This window comes from Pseudomonas iridis, assembly GCF_017980685.1.
GTDB classification, from domain to species: domain Bacteria; phylum Pseudomonadota; class Gammaproteobacteria; order Pseudomonadales; family Pseudomonadaceae; genus Aquipseudomonas; species Aquipseudomonas iridis.
Map to the genome: position 1 here is coordinate 485122 of NZ_JACXXO010000002.1, position 17665 is coordinate 502786.

At 60.7% G+C, this 17665-nt stretch carries 13 protein-coding genes; 8 read left to right on the plus strand and 5 right to left on the minus strand.

Features of this window, described 5'->3' with window-relative positions; translation table 11 throughout:
• The first annotated feature begins 72 nt into the window (after nucleotides 1-72).
• The 3 genes from IEQ42_RS07030 to IEQ42_RS07040 all read left to right on the plus strand — a co-directional run bounded on the left by IEQ42_RS07030 (nucleotide 73) and on the right by IEQ42_RS07040 (nucleotide 6813).
• Complete coding sequence (locus IEQ42_RS07030; RefSeq protein WP_210703020.1) at nucleotides 73-3348, plus strand: transglutaminase family protein; 3276 nt, start codon at nucleotides 73-75, stop codon at nucleotides 3346-3348.
• 88 nt (nucleotides 3349-3436) lie between these two features.
• Nucleotides 3437-5923, plus strand: coding sequence for a circularly permuted type 2 ATP-grasp protein (locus IEQ42_RS07035; RefSeq protein ID WP_210703021.1), 2487 nt, complete (start codon nucleotides 3437-3439; stop codon nucleotides 5921-5923).
• On the plus strand, nucleotides 5923-6813 hold the full coding sequence (locus IEQ42_RS07040; protein WP_210703022.1) for a transglutaminase family protein: 891 nt from the start codon (nucleotides 5923-5925) through the stop codon (nucleotides 6811-6813). The genes IEQ42_RS07035 and IEQ42_RS07040 overlap by 1 nt, the downstream gene beginning before the upstream one ends.
• A 133-nt stretch (nucleotides 6814-6946) precedes the next feature.
• Here the strand turns inward: IEQ42_RS07040 and IEQ42_RS07045 are convergent, their stop codons facing one another.
• Both IEQ42_RS07045 and IEQ42_RS07050 read right to left on the minus strand, forming a co-directional pair.
• Complete coding sequence (locus IEQ42_RS07045; protein WP_042557406.1) at nucleotides 6947-7135, minus strand: hypothetical protein; 189 nt, start codon at nucleotides 7133-7135, stop codon at nucleotides 6947-6949.
• 68 nt (nucleotides 7136-7203) lie between these two features.
• On the minus strand, nucleotides 7204-7791 hold the full coding sequence (locus IEQ42_RS07050; protein ID WP_047299503.1) for an LOG family protein: 588 nt from the start codon (nucleotides 7789-7791) through the stop codon (nucleotides 7204-7206).
• A gap of 344 nt (nucleotides 7792-8135) precedes the next feature.
• Between IEQ42_RS07050 and azu the strand changes: the two genes are divergently transcribed.
• Nucleotides 8136-8582, plus strand: coding sequence for an azurin (gene azu / locus IEQ42_RS07055; RefSeq protein WP_042557408.1), 447 nt, complete (start codon nucleotides 8136-8138; stop codon nucleotides 8580-8582).
• A 174-nt stretch (nucleotides 8583-8756) separates the two neighbouring features.
• Here azu and nadE read toward each other — a convergent pair whose 3' ends face one another.
• The 3 genes from nadE to IEQ42_RS07070 form a co-directional block, all read right to left on the minus strand.
• Nucleotides 8757-9584: an ammonia-dependent NAD(+) synthetase gene (nadE, locus tag IEQ42_RS07060; protein ID WP_210703023.1), complete on the minus strand. Its 828-nt coding sequence runs from the start codon at nucleotides 9582-9584 to the stop codon at nucleotides 8757-8759.
• Nucleotides 9585-9588: 4 nt separating this feature from the next.
• Nucleotides 9589-10812: a nicotinate phosphoribosyltransferase gene (pncB, locus tag IEQ42_RS07065; RefSeq protein WP_042557410.1), complete on the minus strand. Its 1224-nt coding sequence runs from the start codon at nucleotides 10810-10812 to the stop codon at nucleotides 9589-9591.
• 210 nt (nucleotides 10813-11022) lie between these two features.
• Nucleotides 11023-11925: a LysR family transcriptional regulator gene (locus IEQ42_RS07070; protein WP_042557411.1), complete on the minus strand. Its 903-nt coding sequence runs from the start codon at nucleotides 11923-11925 to the stop codon at nucleotides 11023-11025.
• Between the two features lie 163 nt (nucleotides 11926-12088).
• On the opposite strand from IEQ42_RS07070, the gene amaB reads away from it, so the two are divergent.
• From amaB to IEQ42_RS07090, 4 genes are all read left to right on the plus strand, one after another.
• A complete protein-coding gene (gene amaB / locus IEQ42_RS07075; protein WP_042557412.1) occupies nucleotides 12089-13579 on the plus strand; it encodes an L-piperidine-6-carboxylate dehydrogenase in 1491 nt (496 codons plus the stop codon).
• Nucleotides 13580-13731: 152 nt separating this feature from the next.
• Complete coding sequence (gene amaA / locus IEQ42_RS07080; protein WP_210703024.1) at nucleotides 13732-15015, plus strand: L-pipecolate oxidase; 1284 nt, start codon at nucleotides 13732-13734, stop codon at nucleotides 15013-15015.
• Between the two features lie 368 nt (nucleotides 15016-15383).
• A complete protein-coding gene (locus IEQ42_RS07085; RefSeq protein WP_210703025.1) occupies nucleotides 15384-16517 on the plus strand; it encodes an ABC transporter substrate-binding protein in 1134 nt (377 codons plus the stop codon).
• Nucleotides 16518-16748: 231 nt separating this feature from the next.
• Nucleotides 16749-17663 carry an ABC transporter permease subunit gene (locus tag IEQ42_RS07090; protein WP_042557415.1) on the plus strand — a complete coding sequence of 305 codons (915 nt, stop codon included), beginning with the start codon at nucleotides 16749-16751 and terminating at the stop codon, nucleotides 17661-17663.
• Nucleotides 17664-17665: the final 2 nt, after the last annotated feature.

Here is a 17665-nt window from a genome sequence, read left to right on the forward strand (position 1 = left end):
AAGCGCCCAAGCCTGTGCATGGCATAAGTCTTGCGCGCTTTCGAATACGCTTAGGCTCGCAGGAGGCACGCCGTGTCGATTCATGTCGCATTGCATCACGTCACGCATTACCGCTACGACCGCGCTGTCGAACTCGGCCCGCAGATCGTTCGCCTGCGCCCGGCTGCCCACAGCCGCACGCGGATTCTTTCGTATGCGCTGAAAGTCTCGCCCGAGCAGCACTTCATCAACTGGCAGCAGGACCCCCAGGGCAATTACCTCGCCCGGCTGGTGTTCCCGGAGAAAACCGACGAACTGCGCATTGAAGTCGACCTGCTGGCGGAAATGGCGGTGTTCAACCCGTTCGACTTCTTCCTCGAACCCTACGCCGAGAAAATCCCCTTTGCCTATGCCACCGATGAGCGCAAGGAGTTGGCGCCTTACCTCGAAACCCTGCCGCTGACGCCGTCATTCAAAGCCTATCTGGACGGCATTGACCGCACGCCGTTGCCCGCTGTGGATTTTCTGGTCGCGATCAATCAGCGTCTGAGCGAAGACATCAACTACCTGATTCGCATGGAGCCGGGCGTGCAAACCCCGGAGCACACCCTCGAACACGCCTCTGGATCGTGCCGCGACTCGGCATGGCTGCTGGTGCAATTGCTGCGCAACCTCGGACTGGCGGCGCGGTTTGTCTCCGGTTACCTGATTCAACTGACCGCCGACGTGAAAAGCCTCGACGGGCCATCCGGCACCGAGATCGATTTCACCGACCTGCATGCCTGGTGCGAAGTGTATTTGCCGGGCGCCGGCTGGATCGGCCTCGACGCCACGTCAGGGCTGTTCGCCGGTGAAGGGCATATCCCGTTGGCCTGTAGTCCCGATCCGTCCTCGGCGGCACCGATCAGCGGCATGGTCGAGCCCTGCGAAACCCGGTTCAGCCATGAAATGTCCGTGGAACGGATTTGGGAGGCGCCACGGGTCACCAAGCCTTACACCGACGAGCAGTGGCTGGCGATTCAGGCGCTGGGCCGGCAGATCGATGCCGACCTGCTGGAGGGCGACGTACGCCTGACCATGGGCGGCGAGCCGACCTTCGTCTCCATCGACGACCCGGACGGCGCCGAATGGAACACTGCCGCCCTCGGCGACGACAAGCGTCGGCTCTCAGCCGAGCTGTTCCAGCGCATGCGTAAACATTACGCGCCCCAGGGGCTGGTGCATTTCGGCCAGGGCAAGTGGTATCCCGGCGAACAGCTGCCGCGCTGGTCGCTCAATTGCTATTGGCGCCGCGACGGCGTGCCGATCTGGCGCAACAACGCGTTGATCGCCGATGAACAGCAGGATTACGCCGCCGATGGCGAACTGGCCGGACGCTTTCTGGCCAGTGTTGCCGAACGTCTGAAACTGCCTGCGCGGTTTGTGTTCCCGGCCTACGAGGACAATTTCTATTACCTGTGGCGTGAGGGCACTTTACCGAGCAACGTCAGCGCCGAAGATTCGCGTCTGGAAGAACCGCTGGAGCGTGCGCGGCTGCGCAAAGTCTTCAGTCAGGGACTCGACAAGGTCATCGGCCAGGTGCTGCCGCTGGCGCGCACCGCCAAGGGCGATCAATGGCAGAGCGGGCGTTGGTATCTGCGCGACGAGCATTGCCGTCTGGTGCCGGGGGACTCTCCGCTGGGCTATCGTTTGCCGTTGGGCGCGCAGCCTTGGGTGAAAGCGGCCGAGTATCCGTTTATCCATCCCCAGGACCCGAACCAGGACTTCCCCGAGCTGCCGCAGACTGCGCAACTCAACAGTCACGGCGAACCGGCCTCGGCTGACGAACGCCAACCGAAAATCGACGAATCCGCCGACTGGCTGACCCGCACCGCGTTCTGCGCCGAAGCCCGTGAGGGCCGTTTGTACCTGTTCATGCCGCCGCTGGAGCGGGTCGAGGATTATCTGGAATTGGTCGCAGCCATTGAAGCCACCGCTGAAGAGCTGCGCTGCCCGGTGCTGCTGGAGGGCTACGAGCCGCCCAGCGATCCGCGCCTGAGCAATTTCCGTATCACCCCGGACCCGGGCGTGATCGAGGTCAACGTGCAGCCGTCGGCGACCTGGGACGAGTTGGTCGAGCGCACCGAGTTTCTTTATGAAGAGGCGCGGCAAACCCGCCTGACCACTGAGAAGTTCATGATCGACGGGCGCCATACCGGCACCGGCGGCGGCAATCACTTCGTCCTCGGTGGCGCGACGCCGGCGGACTCACCGTTTCTGCGCCGTCCGGATCTGCTGCGCAGCCTGATCAGTTACTGGCACAACCATCCGTCGCTGTCCTATCTGTTTTCCGGCTTGTTCATCGGTCCGACCTCGCAGGCACCGCGTGTCGATGAGGCGCGTAACGACGCCTTGTATGAACTGGAAATCGCCTTCGCGCAGATGCCGGAGCCGGGCGAAGCGTGCGCACCGTGGCTGGTCGATCGACTGCTGCGCAACTTGCTGATCGATGTCACCGGCAACACCCATCGCGCAGAGTTCTGCATCGACAAACTCTATTCACCGGACGGCGCCACCGGGCGCCTCGGCTTGCTGGAGCTGCGCGCCTTTGAAATGCCGCCGCACGCGCGCATGAGCCTGGCCCAGCAATTGTTGCTGCGGGCACTGGTCGCACGTTTCTGGCGCGAGCCTTATGCGCCGTCGAAACTGGCGCGCTGGGGCACCGAACTGCACGATCGGTTCATGCTGCCGCACTTCATCGAACAGGATTTCGCCGACGTTATCGTAGAACTCAACAGTGCCGGTTATCCGCTGCGGGCCGAGTGGTTCGCGGCGCATCTGGAATTTCGTTTTCCCAAGGTTGGCGATTACGCGGTCAACGGTATCGAACTGGAACTGCGTCAGGCCCTTGAGCCTTGGCATGTGCTGGGTGAGGAGGGCACGACGGGTGGCACGGTACGTTACGTCGATTCATCCCTGGAGCGCTTGCAGGTCAAGCTCAAAGGCCTGCCACCGCAACGCTACCTGCTGACCTGCAACGGCATCGCGGTGCCATTGCATCCGACCGGGCGAGTCGGCGAGTTTGTCGCCGGCGTACGTTACCGCGCCTGGCAACCGGCCAACTGCCTGCAACCGACCATCCCCGTGCACGCGCCACTGGTGTTCGACCTGCTCGATACGTGGATGGCGCGCTCTCTGGGCGGCTGTCAGTACCACGTCGCGCATCCGGGCGGGCGCAATTACGAATCGCTGCCGGTCAACGCCAACGAAGCGGAGAGCCGGCGCATGGCGCGTTTCTTCCGGGTCGGACACACCCCGGGGAAACTTCCTATACCCAATGTGGAAATAAACGACGAGCTACCGATGACAATCGATTTACGCCGTTTCTGAATCGCACACAGCGCCCGGATTTTTCGTCTATCCGGGCGTCATCTGCCTGCGTTAGTCTGACCTTTCCTTGCTGTCTGCCGAGCTTTCCATGCCTGACCTGCTAGACCGCTACCCGCTGACGGCGGGCACTTACCACGAACTGCTGGATGCCAGCGGTGCGGTGCGCCCGCATTGGCGACGGCTGTTCGACCAATTGCAGCGCAGCACACCGGCGCAACTGGTGCAGCGTCAGGCATTGCTGGCCCGGCAGATTCAGGAAAACGGCGTCACCTACAACGTCTATGCCGATCCCAAAGGCGCGGATCGGCCGTGGGAGCTGGACTTGCTGCCGCATGTGATTGCGGCGGATGAGTGGCAGCAATTGTCGGCCGGGATCGCCCAGCGAGCACGACTGCTCAATGCCGTGCTGGCCGATTTGTATGGGCCGCAGCGCTTGATCAGCGAAGGTTTGCTGCCGGCGGAGCTGGTATTCGGCCACAACAATTTTCTCTGGCCGTGTCAGGGCATTGTGCCGCCGGACAGTGCTTTTCTGCATCTGTACGCCGTGGATCTGGCGCGCACGCCGGACGGGCGCTGGTGGGTGACGGCAGATCGCACGCAGGCACCCTCGGGTGCCGGTTACGCCTTGGAAAACCGCACCATCGTGTCCCGGGCCTTCCCCGAGTTGTACCGTGATCTGAAGGTGCAGCATCTGGCCGGCTTCTTTCGCACGTTGCAGGAAACACTTGCTCGACAGGCGCCCACTGATGACGAGGCGCCGCTGGTGGTGTTGCTGACGCCGGGGCGGTTCAACGAAAGCTATTTCGAACACCTCTATCTGGCGCGTCAGCTCGGTTATCCATTGGTGGAGGGCGGTGATCTGACGGTGCGTGATGCCACGGTCTACCTGAAGACCCTCAGCGGCCTGCGCCGGGTGCACGCGATCATGCGGCGGCTCGACGACGACTTCTGCGATCCACTGGAGCTGCGCACGGACTCGGCGCTTGGCGTCCCCGGTCTGCTTGAGGCGGTGCGCCAGGGGCGGGTGCTGGTCGCCAACGCGCTGGGCAGCGGCGTGTTGGAGTCGCCGGGTTTGCTGGGTTTTCTGCCGAGGATCAACCAATTCCTGTTCGGCGAAGAGTTGATCCTGCCCTCCATTGCAACCTGGTGGTGTGGTGAGGCGCCGGTGCTGGCTCAGGCGCTGGAAAAACTGCCTGAACTGTTGATCAAACCGGCCTTTCCTTCACAAAGCTTCGCGCCGGTGTTCGGCCGCGATCTGAGTGAAAAGCAGCGCCAATCCCTCGCTGAGCGCATGCAGGCGCGTCCTTACGCCTATGTTGCGCAAGAGTTGGCCCAGCTCTCCCAGGCGCCAATCTGGCAAGCCGAAGACGGCCAGTTGCAACCTCGAGCGATCGGTATGCGTGTGTACGCCGCGGCCAGCGGTGATGGCTATCGAGTGCTGCCGGGCGGGCTGACCCGGGTGGCGGCCGAGGCTGACGCCGAAGTGGTGTCGATGCAGCGCGGCGGGGCGAGCAAGGACACCTGGGTGCTGGGCGATCGTCCGCCGAGCGGCGAACAGTGGAAGACCCAGCGCAACGTCGGCGTGCACGATCTGGTCAGGCGCGATCCTTATCTGCCGTCGCGGGTGGTGGAAAACCTGTTCTGGTTCGGTCGTTACTGCGAGCGCTGCGATGACAGTGCGCGGCTGCTGCGCATCATGCTCGCGCGGTATGTCGACGGCGACGACCCGCAAGCGCTGCAAGCCGCGGTTGATCTCGGCGAGCGACTGTCGCTGTTGCCGGACGAAGGTGTACTGCCGGAGCGTTTGCTGGCCGCCCTGCTCGGCGAAGACTGGTCGTTCAGCCTGCGCTCCAACCTGCAACGCTTGCAGTGGGCGGCTTCGCAGGTGCGCGGCAAGCTCTCGCGGGAAAACTGGCAGGCGCTGGTCGAGTTGCAGCGTGAAGCGTTGGAGCTGGAGACCGACGAGCCGGATTTTGGCGAGTTGCTGGACTTTCTCAACCGTCTGGTGATGTCGCTGGCGGCGCTGTCAGGGTTTGCCCTGGACGACATGACCCGTGACGAAGGCTGGCGCTTCCTGATGATCGGTCGGCGCATCGAGCGCCTGCAATTTCTCAGCAGCAGTCTGGCGGGGTTTCTGCGTGGCGCCGCTGCGTTCGATCAGGCCGGGCTCGAGTGGTTGCTGGAACTGGGCAATAGCAGCATCACTTACCGCTCACGTTATCTGGCGGTGGCGCAGTTGATTCCGGTGCTCGACCTGTTGCTGCTCGATGAACAGAACCCGCATGCGGTGTTGTTCCAGCTGAAACTGGTGACTCGTACGTTGAAACGCCTGAACGATGATTTCGGCGTGCCACGGGAGGCCGGATTGCCGCAACTGGTCGACCGTCTGGCACGATTTGATCTGGGCTGCCTGGAGAATCCATTGTTCGGAGCATCCAGCGTGCGCTCGGCGCTCGATGGTCTGGCGGATCTGCTGCAAGAGATTGCCGAAGCCAGCGGACAAGTCTCGGATCGACTGGCCCTGCGCCATTTCGCCCATGTCGATGATGTCAGCCAGCGCACGGTGTCCGTCTGATGAGCGCGCATTACCAGATCTTCCACGACACCTGTTATCACTACGACAGCCCGGTCTCGCTGGCCCAGCAGTTGGCGCACCTGTGGCCGCGCGAGTGCAGTTGGCAGCGCTGCACGCAACGACAATTGCTGATCAGCCCGCAACCATCGGCACGGCGCGATGAGCTGGATGTGTTCGGCAATCCGTTGACGCGGCTGGCGTTCGAGCGACCGCACGATGAGTTGCAGGTCAACGCCCGGCTCACCGTGGAAGTGCTGGCGCGACCGTCGCTCGATTTCAACCAGTCTCCGGCGTGGGAGCTGACGCGTAATGCACTGACCTACAGCAGCCAGCCGCTACCCTCCGATCTGCTTGAGGCTTGCCGTTATCGTTTCCAGTCACCGTACGTGCATTTGAAACGCAGTTTCGTCGAGTTCTCGCAAAGCTGTTTTCCACCCGGGCAGCCGTTACTGTTGGGCGTCCAGGCCCTGATGCAGAAGATTTTCAGCGAATTCACCTTTGATGCCGAAGCCACCCAGGTGGCGACGCCGCTCGTGGAAGTGCTTGAGCGCCGTCGTGGGGTCTGTCAGGACTTCGCGCATCTGATGCTGGCCTGCTTGCGCTCAAGAGGCCTGGCGGCACGTTATATCAGCGGCTATCTGTTGACTCGGCCACCGCCGGGGCAGCCACGATTGATCGGCGCCGATGCGTCGCATGCCTGGGTATCGGTGTTTTGCCCGGTGCTGGGCTGGGTGGATTTCGATCCGACCAACAATGTGCAGCCGGCGCTGGAGCACATCACTTTGGCGTGGGGACGGGATTTTTCCGATGTGTCGCCGTTGCGCGGGGTGATTCTGGGCGGGGGGAGCCATGATCCGGAAGTGCGGGTCACGGTGATGCCAGTCGAGTGACACAATCCCTGTGGGGGCGGGTTCTCGTGTGGTGTTCGGATGCGGCGGGGAGAACTGTGAGGGCCGGCGGTCGTACCGCCAGCCCCTTCACGGATCCGCGGGGTCTGATTTCGATCATCAAACCCGGTGGGGCTCAGGCGTCGGGCGCCTGATCTTTCGGTGCTTCGGTTGCATCAACATCATCATCCGTCGCCACTTCACCGTCAGGGTTCAGTGCCGCTTCTTCAGCTACTTGTTTCTTGCGCTGAAGCTTTTCCTCTTTCTTCTTTTCCTTTTCCAGGTCTCGTTGACGTTTGGCGAAGGAGTAATTGGGTTTGGCCATGGGCGATCCTCTGGGGTCGAAGGTGAGGTTGAGCGGCGCGTATTCTGCCCTGTATCGGTGCCCGGCGGTTAGCCGGGTTTTTGGTCGACCCACTTTGGCGTGACGGTCGGCTTCCAGTTATCCAGGGCGTGGAGCAGCGTTTGCGGCGACTCGCTCACTTGCAGCATGTCACGGTGTGGCTCGCGAACGAAGCCTTCGCCGACGATATGGTCGAGAAAAGCAGTAAGTTTGCTGTAGAAACCCTTCACTTCCAGCAGGCCCAACGGTTTGCCGTGGTAGCCGAGCTGGCCCCAGGTCCAGACTTCGAACAGTTCTTCCAGGGTGCCGAGGCCACCGGGCAGCGCGATAAACGCATCGCTGAGTTCGGCCATCCGCGCCTTGCGGGCGTGCATGCCGTCGACCACTTCCAGACGCGTCAGGCCTTTGTGACCGATTTCCTTGTCCATCAGGCTCTGCGGGATGATGCCGATCACCTCGCCACCGGCGGCCAGTGCGGCATCGGCAACGATGCCCATCAAACCGACGGCGCCACCACCATAGACCAACGTCAACTTGCGCTCGGCCAATGCGCGACCAAGGGCCACGGCGGCTTCGGTATAGGCTGGGTCAGTGCCGGCGTTGGCGCCGCAAAATACACAAACGGATGTGAGAGACATGCCTTTCTCCGGTATCGAATCAGTCGCACAGGGTACTGGCTGGCACGCCTCGATCCAAGGTTTAGCGTTCGCGCTCCGGCGATTCAAAGGTACCGCTGGCGCCACAGGCATAGGCGGCGAGCAAGCTGCACAACAGGCCGTTAAAGATCATGACAGACGCTCCGTTTCAGTGAGATGCGCCGATCATGGACTCAGCCGGGTGATCTGGCCGTTAGATTGTGTCGATGAGTGTCATAGCCTGAAAGTTGTATACAATTTTTGACTCAAGTCATAGGAACTTGCGAAGATTTCAGGCAGTCTTTCAACCACTAGTGTTTTTTTTAACCCTGCCTTGGAGATTCACCATGTTTTCCAAAGTTGTTGCGGTATCCCTGCTGGCGCTGGCCAGCAGCCAATTGATGGCTGCCGAGTGCAAAACCACCGTTGACTCCACCGACCAGATGTCCTTCAACACCAAGGCCATTGAAATCGACAAGAGCTGCAAGACCTTCACCATCGAACTGACCCACTCCGGCAGCCTGCCGAAGAACGTCATGGGCCATAACCTGGTGATCAGCAAAGAAGCTGACATGCAGCCGATCGCCACCGATGGCCTGGCTGCCGGTATCGACAAGAACTACCTGAAGGACGGTGATGCTCGCGTCATCGCTCACACCAAAATCATCGGCGCCAAGGAAACCGACTCGGTGACGTTCGATGTTTCGAAGCTCAATGCCAGTGAAAAATACGGCTTCTTCTGCTCGTTCCCTGGCCACATCTCGATGATGAAAGGCACTGTGACCCTGAAGTAATAAGGTTCACCGCGTCATCGTTCTTCGCGGGCAGGCCCGCTCCCACATTCGACCGCGATCAACTGTGGGAGCGAGCCTGCTCGCGAAAGGGGCCAGCTGCATCGACAGATAATCTGGCCAAAGAAAAGCCCGCTGAGGATCACTCCCCAGCGGGCTTTTTCATTCGTTCACGGATTACGGTGCGAACGGCATCACGCGTTTGTGATGGGTCTTTTTGTACGTATCAACAATGATCTTGAACGCCTCTTCACGCAGCGGCTCACCGTGCAGGAACGCATCGATCTCGGTGTAGGTCACGCCGTGGGACGCTTCGTCCGGTTTGCCCGGCGACAGGTCTTCGAGGTCCGCCGTCGGGACTTTCTCGACCAGCGACTCCGGCGCGCCAAAGCTGCGGGCAATCGCCCGTACCTGATTTTTTACCAGACCGCTGAGCGGGGCGAGGTCGCAGGCACCGTCGCCGAACTTGGTGAAAAACCCCATCACCGCTTCCGCTGCATGGTCGGTACCGATCACCAGACCACCCGCCGCGCCAGCAATCGTGTACTGCGCAACCATGCGCATCCGCGCCTTGGTATTACCGAGCACAAAATCCACCGACACCGCGTGCTTGCCTTCGAACGCCGCGACTTCACTGGCCAGCGCTTTTACCGCCGGGCCGATGTTGACGGTGTGGCGTTCGTCCGGATCGATGAAATCCACCGAGGCCTGCGCGTCGTGCTCGTCGAACTGTGTTTCATACGGCAGGCGTACGGCGATGAACTTGTACGCATTGTCGCCGCTACGTTCGCGCAATTCACGCATCGCGCGCTGGGCCAGCAGCCCGGCTGTCAGCGAGTCGACGCCGCCGCTTATACCCAGCACCAGCGCCTTGAGCCCGGAATTGACCAGGCAGTCCTGAATGAAGGTAATGCGCCGGGCGATTTCGGCTTGCAGCGCCTGGTGGTCGGCGAACGGCGGTTGCACCTTGAGCTGTTCAGCAATCTCACGCTGTACGGCTTGCATGAATTCACTCCTTGCTAGATAGACTGGAATCGGCAGGAACCTGGAAAACGTGTCGCAAATAGGCGACAAAATTCGGATCTTTGCAGTGGGTCTTGCCTGGCTCGTCGGAGATCTTCGCCACCGGTTGGCCGTTGCAGGCGGTCATTTTAAGCACGATGCTCATCGGTTCGACACCCGGAATGTCACAGGTCAGGTTAGTGCCGATGCCGAAGCTCACGTTGATCCGCTCGTGCAGTGCGCGGAATATCTCCAGCGACCGGGGCAAGGTCAGGCTGTCGGAGAACACCAGCGTCTTGCTCATCGGGTCGATGCCGAGCTTGTGATAGTGGGCGATGCATTTTTCGCCCCAGGCCACAGGGTCCCCGGAATCGTGGCGCAAACCGTCGAAAAGCTTGGCAAAGAACAAGTCGAAATCGCCGAGGAACGCATCGGTGGTGATGCAATCGGTGAGGGCGATCCCCAGCAACCCCCGGTACTCGCGGACCCAGCAATCGAGGGCGGCGATCTGGCTGTCGATCAGCCTTGGGCCAAGTTGCTGGTGCGCCATGATCCACTCGTGGGCCATGGTGCCCAGCGGTTTCATGTCCAGTTCGCGCGACAGGTGCACATTGCTGGTGCCGACGAATCGGCCGGGGAAATCGTGCTTGAGCACGTTCACCACTTCTTCCTGTACCCGGTAGGAAAACCGCCGACGGGTGCCGAAATCGGCGACCTGCAATTGCGATAGTTCATCGGCCGAAGCATTGGCGGTGAGCCAGTCGAACTTGCGATAGAGCTGTTCACGCGCCTGTTCGAGCACGGTCTCGCGGTAGCGATAACGGTTGCGCACTTCGCTGACGATGGCCAGCAGCGGTACTTCGTAGAGGATCACATGCAGCCACGGCCCGCGCAGGCGGATAAACAGTTCGCCGTTTTCGATGCCGGTGTGCAGGTAGCGCAGATTGAAGCGGAACAAGCCGAGGAAGCGCAGGAAGTCCGGTTTCAGGAAGCTGATGCGCTCCAGAAAACTCAGTTGATCGGCGCTCAGGCTCAGTTCCGCCAGACGCTCGATCTGAAAGCGGATCTCGGCCAGATACGGACGCAAGTCCTCACTGTTACGGCAACGAAACTCCCATTCGACTTCGACGTTGGGGTAGTTGTGCAGCACCGCCTGCATCATCGTCAGCTTGTAGAAGTCGGTGTCGAGCAGGTTCTGCACGATGCGATCGGCAAACACACTCTCGCTCATAACGGGGTCTCCAGGTGCGCCGCGCCGTAGCGCGGTCTCGAACAATGGCGCTAGTGGCGCATATCAGCGGTGGGGATTGCCAGCGCTTTTTTAGACAACATCAATCTCTGTGGGAGCGAGCCTGCTCGCGAAAGCGTCATGGCAATTGACATTGATATTGAATGTGACGGCCTTTTCGCGAGCAGGCTCGCTCCCACAGTTTGGATATGATCAGGCAATGGGACTGTCGATCTGCTCCAGCATCCACTTCACAAAATCCCTCACCTTGGGCACTTCCGCAGAGTGTTCCGGGTAGGCCAGGTAATAGGCGTCGGTGCTGGGCATTGCATGCTGCCAGGGAATGACCAGTTTGCCGTCGGCCAATTCTTCTTCCACCAGAAACCGTGGCAGCAGCGCTACACCGCAGCCGACCTGTGCGGCGCGGATGCACATGTAAAAGGTTTCAAAACGCGGGCCGTGGTAGCTGTGTTCGGTCTGATGCCCCTGACTGTCGAACCAGTCGTGCCAGGCCTGTGGGCGCGAGGCATTCTGCAGCAGCACCAGATCGGTGAGTTGCGTCGGATCGGTGAAAGGCTGGTCGGGCAGGCTGCCGGGCGCGCACACCGGCACAAGCTCTTCGCCGAACAGCTTCAGGCATTCAGTCCCCGGGCGTGAGCCTTGGCCGAAATAGAACGCCAGATCGCTGCGCCCTTGCAGCAAATCGTCGGCCTCCTGCTCGTTGCACAGGTCCAGATGGATCGACGGATGGCGCAAGCGCCAGCCTTTCAGGCGGGGTACCAGCCAGCGGGCGCCGAAGGTCGAAGGCGTGGAGACCCGCAGGACTTCGGTTTCACCGCCGTAGGAACGCAGGTAATGGGTCGACATCTCTACCTGCGTGAGGATTTTTCTGACCTCCACCAAGTACAAATCCCCGGCCGGGGTCATCTGCAAACGCCGACGTATCCGGCGGAACAATAAGTGCTGCAACAATTCCTCTAGCTGCGCGACCTGTTTGCTGACGGCGCTTTGGGTGAGGTTCAGTTCCTCGGCGGCCCGGGTGAAACTCAGGTGCCGGGTCACGGCCTCGAAGCACTGCAATGCAGTGATCGAAGGCAAGTGGCGTTTGTTCAGCATGGCCGATCCTTTTCTTGTCTTTCTATGCGCAGCATGAATAAACGGAATGATATCTCGCGTAAAGGTCGTTTGTTGCCTCGCCGTACTGACGCTACAACTAAAGGCCTGCCCGGTCGTGAAAAACCGACCGCACACATTCAGTTTTTTGCTTGAGGAGTGACCCATGGTTGCCGCATTGCTTGATCGTCTTGGTGTGAACCCGGCCCTTTATCAGAACGGCAAAGTGCCGGTGCATTCGCCGATCGACGGCAGCCGCATTGCCGCCGTCAACTGGGAAGGCCCGGCCGAAGTCGAGCAGCACATCAGTCGCGCAGATCATGCGTTCGAAGCGTGGCGCAAGGTGCCGGCCCCGCGCCGCGGCGAACTGGTGCGCCAATTCGGCGAAGTGTTGCGCGAGTACAAAGCCGATCTCGGCGAGCTGGTGTCGTGGGAGGCGGGCAAGATCACTCAGGAGGGCTTGGGTGAAGTGCAGGAGATGATCGACATCTGTGACTTCGCCGTCGGCCTGTCCCGCCAACTGTACGGCTTGACCATCGCCTCCGAGCGCCCGGGCCACCACATGCGTGAAACCTGGCATCCACTGGGCGTGGTCGGCGTCATCAGCGCCTTTAACTTCCCGGTTGCCGTGTGGGCGTGGAACACCACGCTGGCGCTGGTCTGCGGCAACCCGGTGGTGTGGAAACCCTCGGAGAAAACCCCGCTGACGGCGCTGGCCTGTCAGGCGCTGTTTGACCGCGTGGTGAAGAATTTCAGCGATGCTCCGGCGAGTCTCTGCCAAGTGATCATCGGTGGCCGTGACGCCGGTGAGGCGCTGGTCGATGACCCGCGAGTGGCGCTGATCAGTGCGACCGGCAGCACCCGCATGGGCCGCGAAGTAGCGCCGAAAGTCGCCGCGCGTTTCGCGCGCAGCATTCTCGAACTGGGCGGCAACAACGCGATGATCCTCGGTCCGAGTGCCGACCTCGACATGGCCGTGCGCGCAATCCTGTTCAGCGCGGTCGGCACTGCTGGCCAGCGTTGCACCACGTTGCGTCGCTTGATTGCCCACGAGTCGGTGAAGGAAGAAATCGTCACTCGCCTCAAGGCTGCGTACGCGAAAGTGCGTATCGGCCATCCGCTGGAAGGCAATCTGATCGGCCCGCTGATCGATAAACACAGCTTCGAAAACATGCAGGATGCGCTGGAGCAGGCGTTGAGCGAGGGGGGGCGGGTGTTCGGCGGCAAGCGTCAATTGCAGGATCAATTCCCCAATGCTTACTACGTCTCGCCAGCGATTGTTGAAATGCCGGAGCAGAGCGACGTGGTCTGCAGCGAGACCTTCGCGCCGATCCTGTACGTGGTCGGCTATAGCGATTTCGAGGAAGCGCTGCGCCTGAACAACGCTGTGCCGCAAGGCCTGTCATCGTGCATTTTCACCACGGATGTGCGCGAGGCCGAACGGTTCATGTCGGCGGTCGGCAGCGACTGTGGCATCGCCAACGTCAATATCGGCCCGAGCGGCGCGGAAATCGGCGGCGCGTTCGGTGGCGAGAAGGAGACCGGTGGCGGTCGTGAGTCGGGCTCCGATGCCTGGCGCGGGTACATGCGCCGCCAGACCAACACCGTGAACTACTCACTGGAGTTGCCGCTGGCGCAGGGCATTACGTTCGACTGATATCAGGGCGGCTCTTTCCCTGTGGGAGCGAGCCTGCTCGCGAAGACCATGAGTCAGTCGACATCAATGTTGGCTGAAACGCCGCTTTCGCGAGCAGGCTCGCTCCCACAGGATCAGCAGTGTGTTTGGCAGGTTTCTGTTGGAGTCTGGCAATGCCGTTACGCGAAGAATGTCTGTGGGAAAAGCTCACGCCACTGAGGCCCGATAACACGGCGCTCAAGGGTGAGGTCAAGGTTGATGTCTGCGTGATCGGCGCCGGGTTTACCGGGTTGTCGGCGGCATTGCATCTGTTGGAAAAAGGCAAAACCGTCTGCGTGCTGGAAGCTCATCGTGCCGGTCACGGCGGCTCCGGGCGCAATGTCGGGCTGGTCAACGCCGGTATGTGGATCCCGCCGGACGAGATCGAAGCCGGTTTCGGCGAGGCGGTCGGCAGCCAGCTCAACCGCATGCTCGGGGCAGCGCCTTCACTGGTGTTCAGCCTTGTGGATAAGTACAACATCGATTGCCAGCTACGCCGCGAAGGCACGCTGCACATGGCGCACAACGCCAAGGGCGAGGCGGATCTGCGCAGTCGTGAGCAACAATGGAAACGCCGCGGCGCACCGGTCGAATTACTGACCGGCAAGGCCTGTGAACAAGCCACCGGTACGCAGAAAATCGCCGCCGCCCTGCTTGATCGTCGCGCCGGCACGCTCAATCCGATGGCCTATGTCACCGGTCTGGCGAATGCCGTGATCAGCCTCGGTGGGCAGATGTTTGATCATTCTCCGGTCACTCGACTTGAGCGCGTGGGGCAACAATGGTCAGTGCAGACCGAGCACGGTTCGGTGCTGGCCGAGCAAGTGGTGATCGCCTCCAATGCCTATACCGAAGGCGACTGGACCGAACTCAAGCGCAACTTCTTCCCCGGTTACTACTATCAGGTCGCCTCGGTGCCACTGACCGAAGATGCCGCGCAGGACATTCTGCCGGGCGGGCAGGGGTCGTGGGATACGCGGCAAGTGTTGAGCAGCATTCGCCGCGACAAAGAAGGGCGGTTGTTGCTCGGCAGTCTCGGCAACGGCAATCAGAAACCGGTCTGGTTTCTCAAGGCCTGGGCCGATCGGGTGCAACAGCATTATTTCCCCAATCTGAAACCTGTCGAATGGGAATGCACCTGGACAGGGCGTATTGCGTTCACGCCCGATCACTTGATGCGCCTGTTCGAACCGGCGCCCGGTCTGGTCGCCGTCACCGGTTATAACGGCCGTGGCGTGACGACCGGCACCGTGGTGGGTAAGGCCTTCGCCGATTACCTGTGTAATGGCAATCCTCAGGCCCTGCCAATTCCCTTTGCACCGATGCAGCCGCTGGCAGGCGTGGGATTGCGCAGTTGTCTCTACGAGGCCGGGTTTTCGCTGTATCACGCGGGCCAGTGCCTGCGCATCGTCATCTGATTGTTGAAATATGTTGCGTGGAGCGGCGCTTTTTCGCTTAGCGACTAGCCTGTAATGGTGCGGGTTGTAGCAGTCCCGCACCAGCAGTGTGCAGTTCGGTGACGCGGGCTGTTACAGGCTGGTTGCACGTCGATTGATGCCGCGGTTGCAATGATGGCGCGAGCGGGTTGCGCCTGAAGAAATAAATGGTTTCACCTTCCGCGGTTTAGACGGTTGCACGCCCAATGAAAATGGGAACGAAACAGTCGAAATAACAAGAAAGCAGCGACTTTTTGAAGAATAAAAAACCGATGGCACGGCCCTTGCTCTGAGCATCAGGAGAAGTGAAGTCGCAGTGCCAACTAAAAAAAACCTTGGAGCACCACCTCATGTCCCAGACGTTTTACAAGAAAGGCTTTCTGGCCCTCGCAGTAGCTACTGCGTTGGGTGTTTCTGCGTTTGCTCAAGCTGATGTGAAAATCGGTGTAGCGGGACCAATGACCGGCGCCAACGCGGCATTTGGCGAGCAGTACATGAAGGGGGCACAGGCAGCGGCTGATGCGGTCAACGCAGCAGGCGGCGTCAACGGGGAGAAAATCGTACTGGTCAAGGGCGATGACGCCTGCGAACCGAAGCAGGCCGTGACGGTCGCCAAGGACCTCACCAACCAGAAAGTTGCCGGCGTGGTCGGTCACTTCTGCTCCTCTTCGACCATTCCAGCGTCGGAAATCTATGACGAAGCGGGCATCATCGCGATCACCCCGGGTTCCACCAACCCGCAAGTGACCGAGCGCGGCCTGAGCGCCATGTTCCGTATGTGCGGCCGTGACGACCAGCAAGGCATCGTTGCCGGCGATTACATCGTCGACGTGCTCAAGGGCAAGAAAGTCGTCGTGCTGCACGACAAAGACACCTACGGTCAGGGCCTGGCCGATGCCACCAAGGCCCAACTGGTCAAGCGCGGCGTGACCCCGGTGCTGTACGAAGGCCTGACCCGTGGTGAAAAAGACTTCAGCACCATCGTCACCAAAATCCGCGGCGCTGGCGCCGACGTTGTCTACTTCGGTGGTCTGCACCCGGAAGCCGGTCCACTGGTTCGTCAACTGCGTGAGCAAGGCCTCAAAGACGTCAAGTTCATGTCCGATGACGGCATCGTTACCGACGAACTGGTGACCACCGCTGGCGGCCCGCAATTCGTCGATGGCGTGCTGATGACCTTCGGCGCCGACCCTCGCATGCTGCCCGACAGCAAGGCTGTGGTAGATGCCTTCCGCAAGGCTGGCACCGAGCCTGAAGGCTACACCCTGTACGCCTACGCTTCGGTTCAGACCCTGGCCGCCGCTTTCAACGGCGCCAAATCCAACAGCGGTGAAAAAGCCGCCGAGTGGCTGAAGAAAAACCCGGTAAAAACCGTCATGGGCGAGAAAGCCTGGGACTCCAAGGGCGACCTGAAAGTCTCCGACTACGTGGTTTACCAGTGGGACAAGGACGGCAAATACCACCAGCTGGAAAAACAGAAGTAAGGGCTGACGCGACCGTTTGAACTCCGCAAATCCCTGTGGGAGCGGGCTTGCCCGCGATGGCGTTCGTTCAGTCGACACACATGTTGGCTGATCCACCGCAATCGCTGGCAAGCCAGCTCCCACAGGGAAATGTGGATGTCTGGCGGACAGCGGTTCCGACGTAATTCTGTATTTTTCCTAGAAGGACCGCACATCAACGATGTGCAGGTCCTCACTGCGTGAGATTGCGTTATGGATGGTATTTTCCTGCAGCAACTGGTCAACGGCCTGACCCTCGGGTCGGTCTATGGCCTGATCGCCATCGGCTACACAATGGTCTACGGCATCATCGGCATGATCAACTTCGCCCACGGCGAGGTTTACATGATTTCTGCTTACCTGGCGGCAATCAGTCTGGCTCTGCTGGCGTACTTCGGTATCGAATCTTTCCCTCTGCTGATGCTCGGCACCCTGATCTTCACCATCGTCGTCACGGCGGTGTATGGCTGGGTCATTGAGCGTGTTGCCTACAAACCCCTGCGTAACTCCACACGGCTGGCGCCGCTGATCAGCGCCATCGGTATTTCGCTGATCCTGCAAAACTACGCACAGATCGCCCAAGGCGCCAAACAACAGGGCGTTCCGACGCTGCTCACCGGTGCATGGCGGGTTGAAGTCGGTACCGGCTTCGTACAACTGACCTACACCAAAGTCTTCATTCTGGTGGCCGCATTCGTCGGCATGGGGCTGCTGACCTACATCATCAAGTACACCAAACTCGGCCGCATGTGCCGCGCCACCCAGCAAGACCGCAAGATGGCCTCGATTCTGGGGATCAACACCGATCGGGTGATTTCCTACGTGTTCATCATCGGTGCAGCCATGGCGGCACTCGCTGGTGTGCTGATCACCATGAACTACGGCACCTTCGACTTCTACGCCGGCTTCATCATCGGCATCAAGGCGTTCACCGCAGCGGTACTCGGCGGGATCGGCTCGCTGCCCGGCGCCATGTTGGGCGGGATCATCCTCGGCATCTCCGAGTCGCTGTTCTCCGGCCTGGTCAACTCCGACTACAAAGACGTGTTCAGCTTCTCGCTGCTCGTACTTGTTCTGGTCTTCCGGCCGCAGGGCCTGTTGGGCCGTCCTCTTGTGTCGAAGGTGTAAGC

Excerpts from the sequence above, each read along its gene's own strand:
- amaA (WP_210703024.1), top strand. The coding sequence starts at position 13,732 with ATGCCGTTACGCGAAGAATGTCTGTGGGAAAAGCTCACGCCACTGAGG.
- IEQ42_RS07050 (WP_047299503.1), bottom strand. The coding sequence starts at position 7,791 with ATGTCTCTCACATCCGTTTGTGTATTTTGCGGCGCCAACGCCGGCACT.
- IEQ42_RS07045 (WP_042557406.1), bottom strand. The coding sequence starts at position 7,135 with ATGGCCAAACCCAATTACTCCTTCGCCAAACGTCAACGAGACCTGGAA.
- amaB (WP_042557412.1), top strand. The coding sequence starts at position 12,089 with ATGGTTGCCGCATTGCTTGATCGTCTTGGTGTGAACCCGGCCCTTTAT.
- azu (WP_042557408.1), top strand. The coding sequence starts at position 8,136 with ATGTTTTCCAAAGTTGTTGCGGTATCCCTGCTGGCGCTGGCCAGCAGC.
- IEQ42_RS07085 (WP_210703025.1), top strand. The coding sequence starts at position 15,384 with ATGTCCCAGACGTTTTACAAGAAAGGCTTTCTGGCCCTCGCAGTAGCT.
- pncB (WP_042557410.1), bottom strand. The coding sequence starts at position 10,812 with ATGAGCGAGAGTGTGTTTGCCGATCGCATCGTGCAGAACCTGCTCGAC.
- IEQ42_RS07035 (WP_210703021.1), top strand. The coding sequence starts at position 3,437 with ATGCCTGACCTGCTAGACCGCTACCCGCTGACGGCGGGCACTTACCAC.
- IEQ42_RS07070 (WP_042557411.1), bottom strand. The coding sequence starts at position 11,925 with ATGCTGAACAAACGCCACTTGCCTTCGATCACTGCATTGCAGTGCTTC.
- nadE (WP_210703023.1), bottom strand. The coding sequence starts at position 9,584 with ATGCAAGCCGTACAGCGTGAGATTGCTGAACAGCTCAAGGTGCAACCG.
- IEQ42_RS07090 (WP_042557415.1), top strand. The coding sequence starts at position 16,749 with ATGGATGGTATTTTCCTGCAGCAACTGGTCAACGGCCTGACCCTCGGG.
- IEQ42_RS07040 (WP_210703022.1), top strand. The coding sequence starts at position 5,923 with ATGAGCGCGCATTACCAGATCTTCCACGACACCTGTTATCACTACGAC.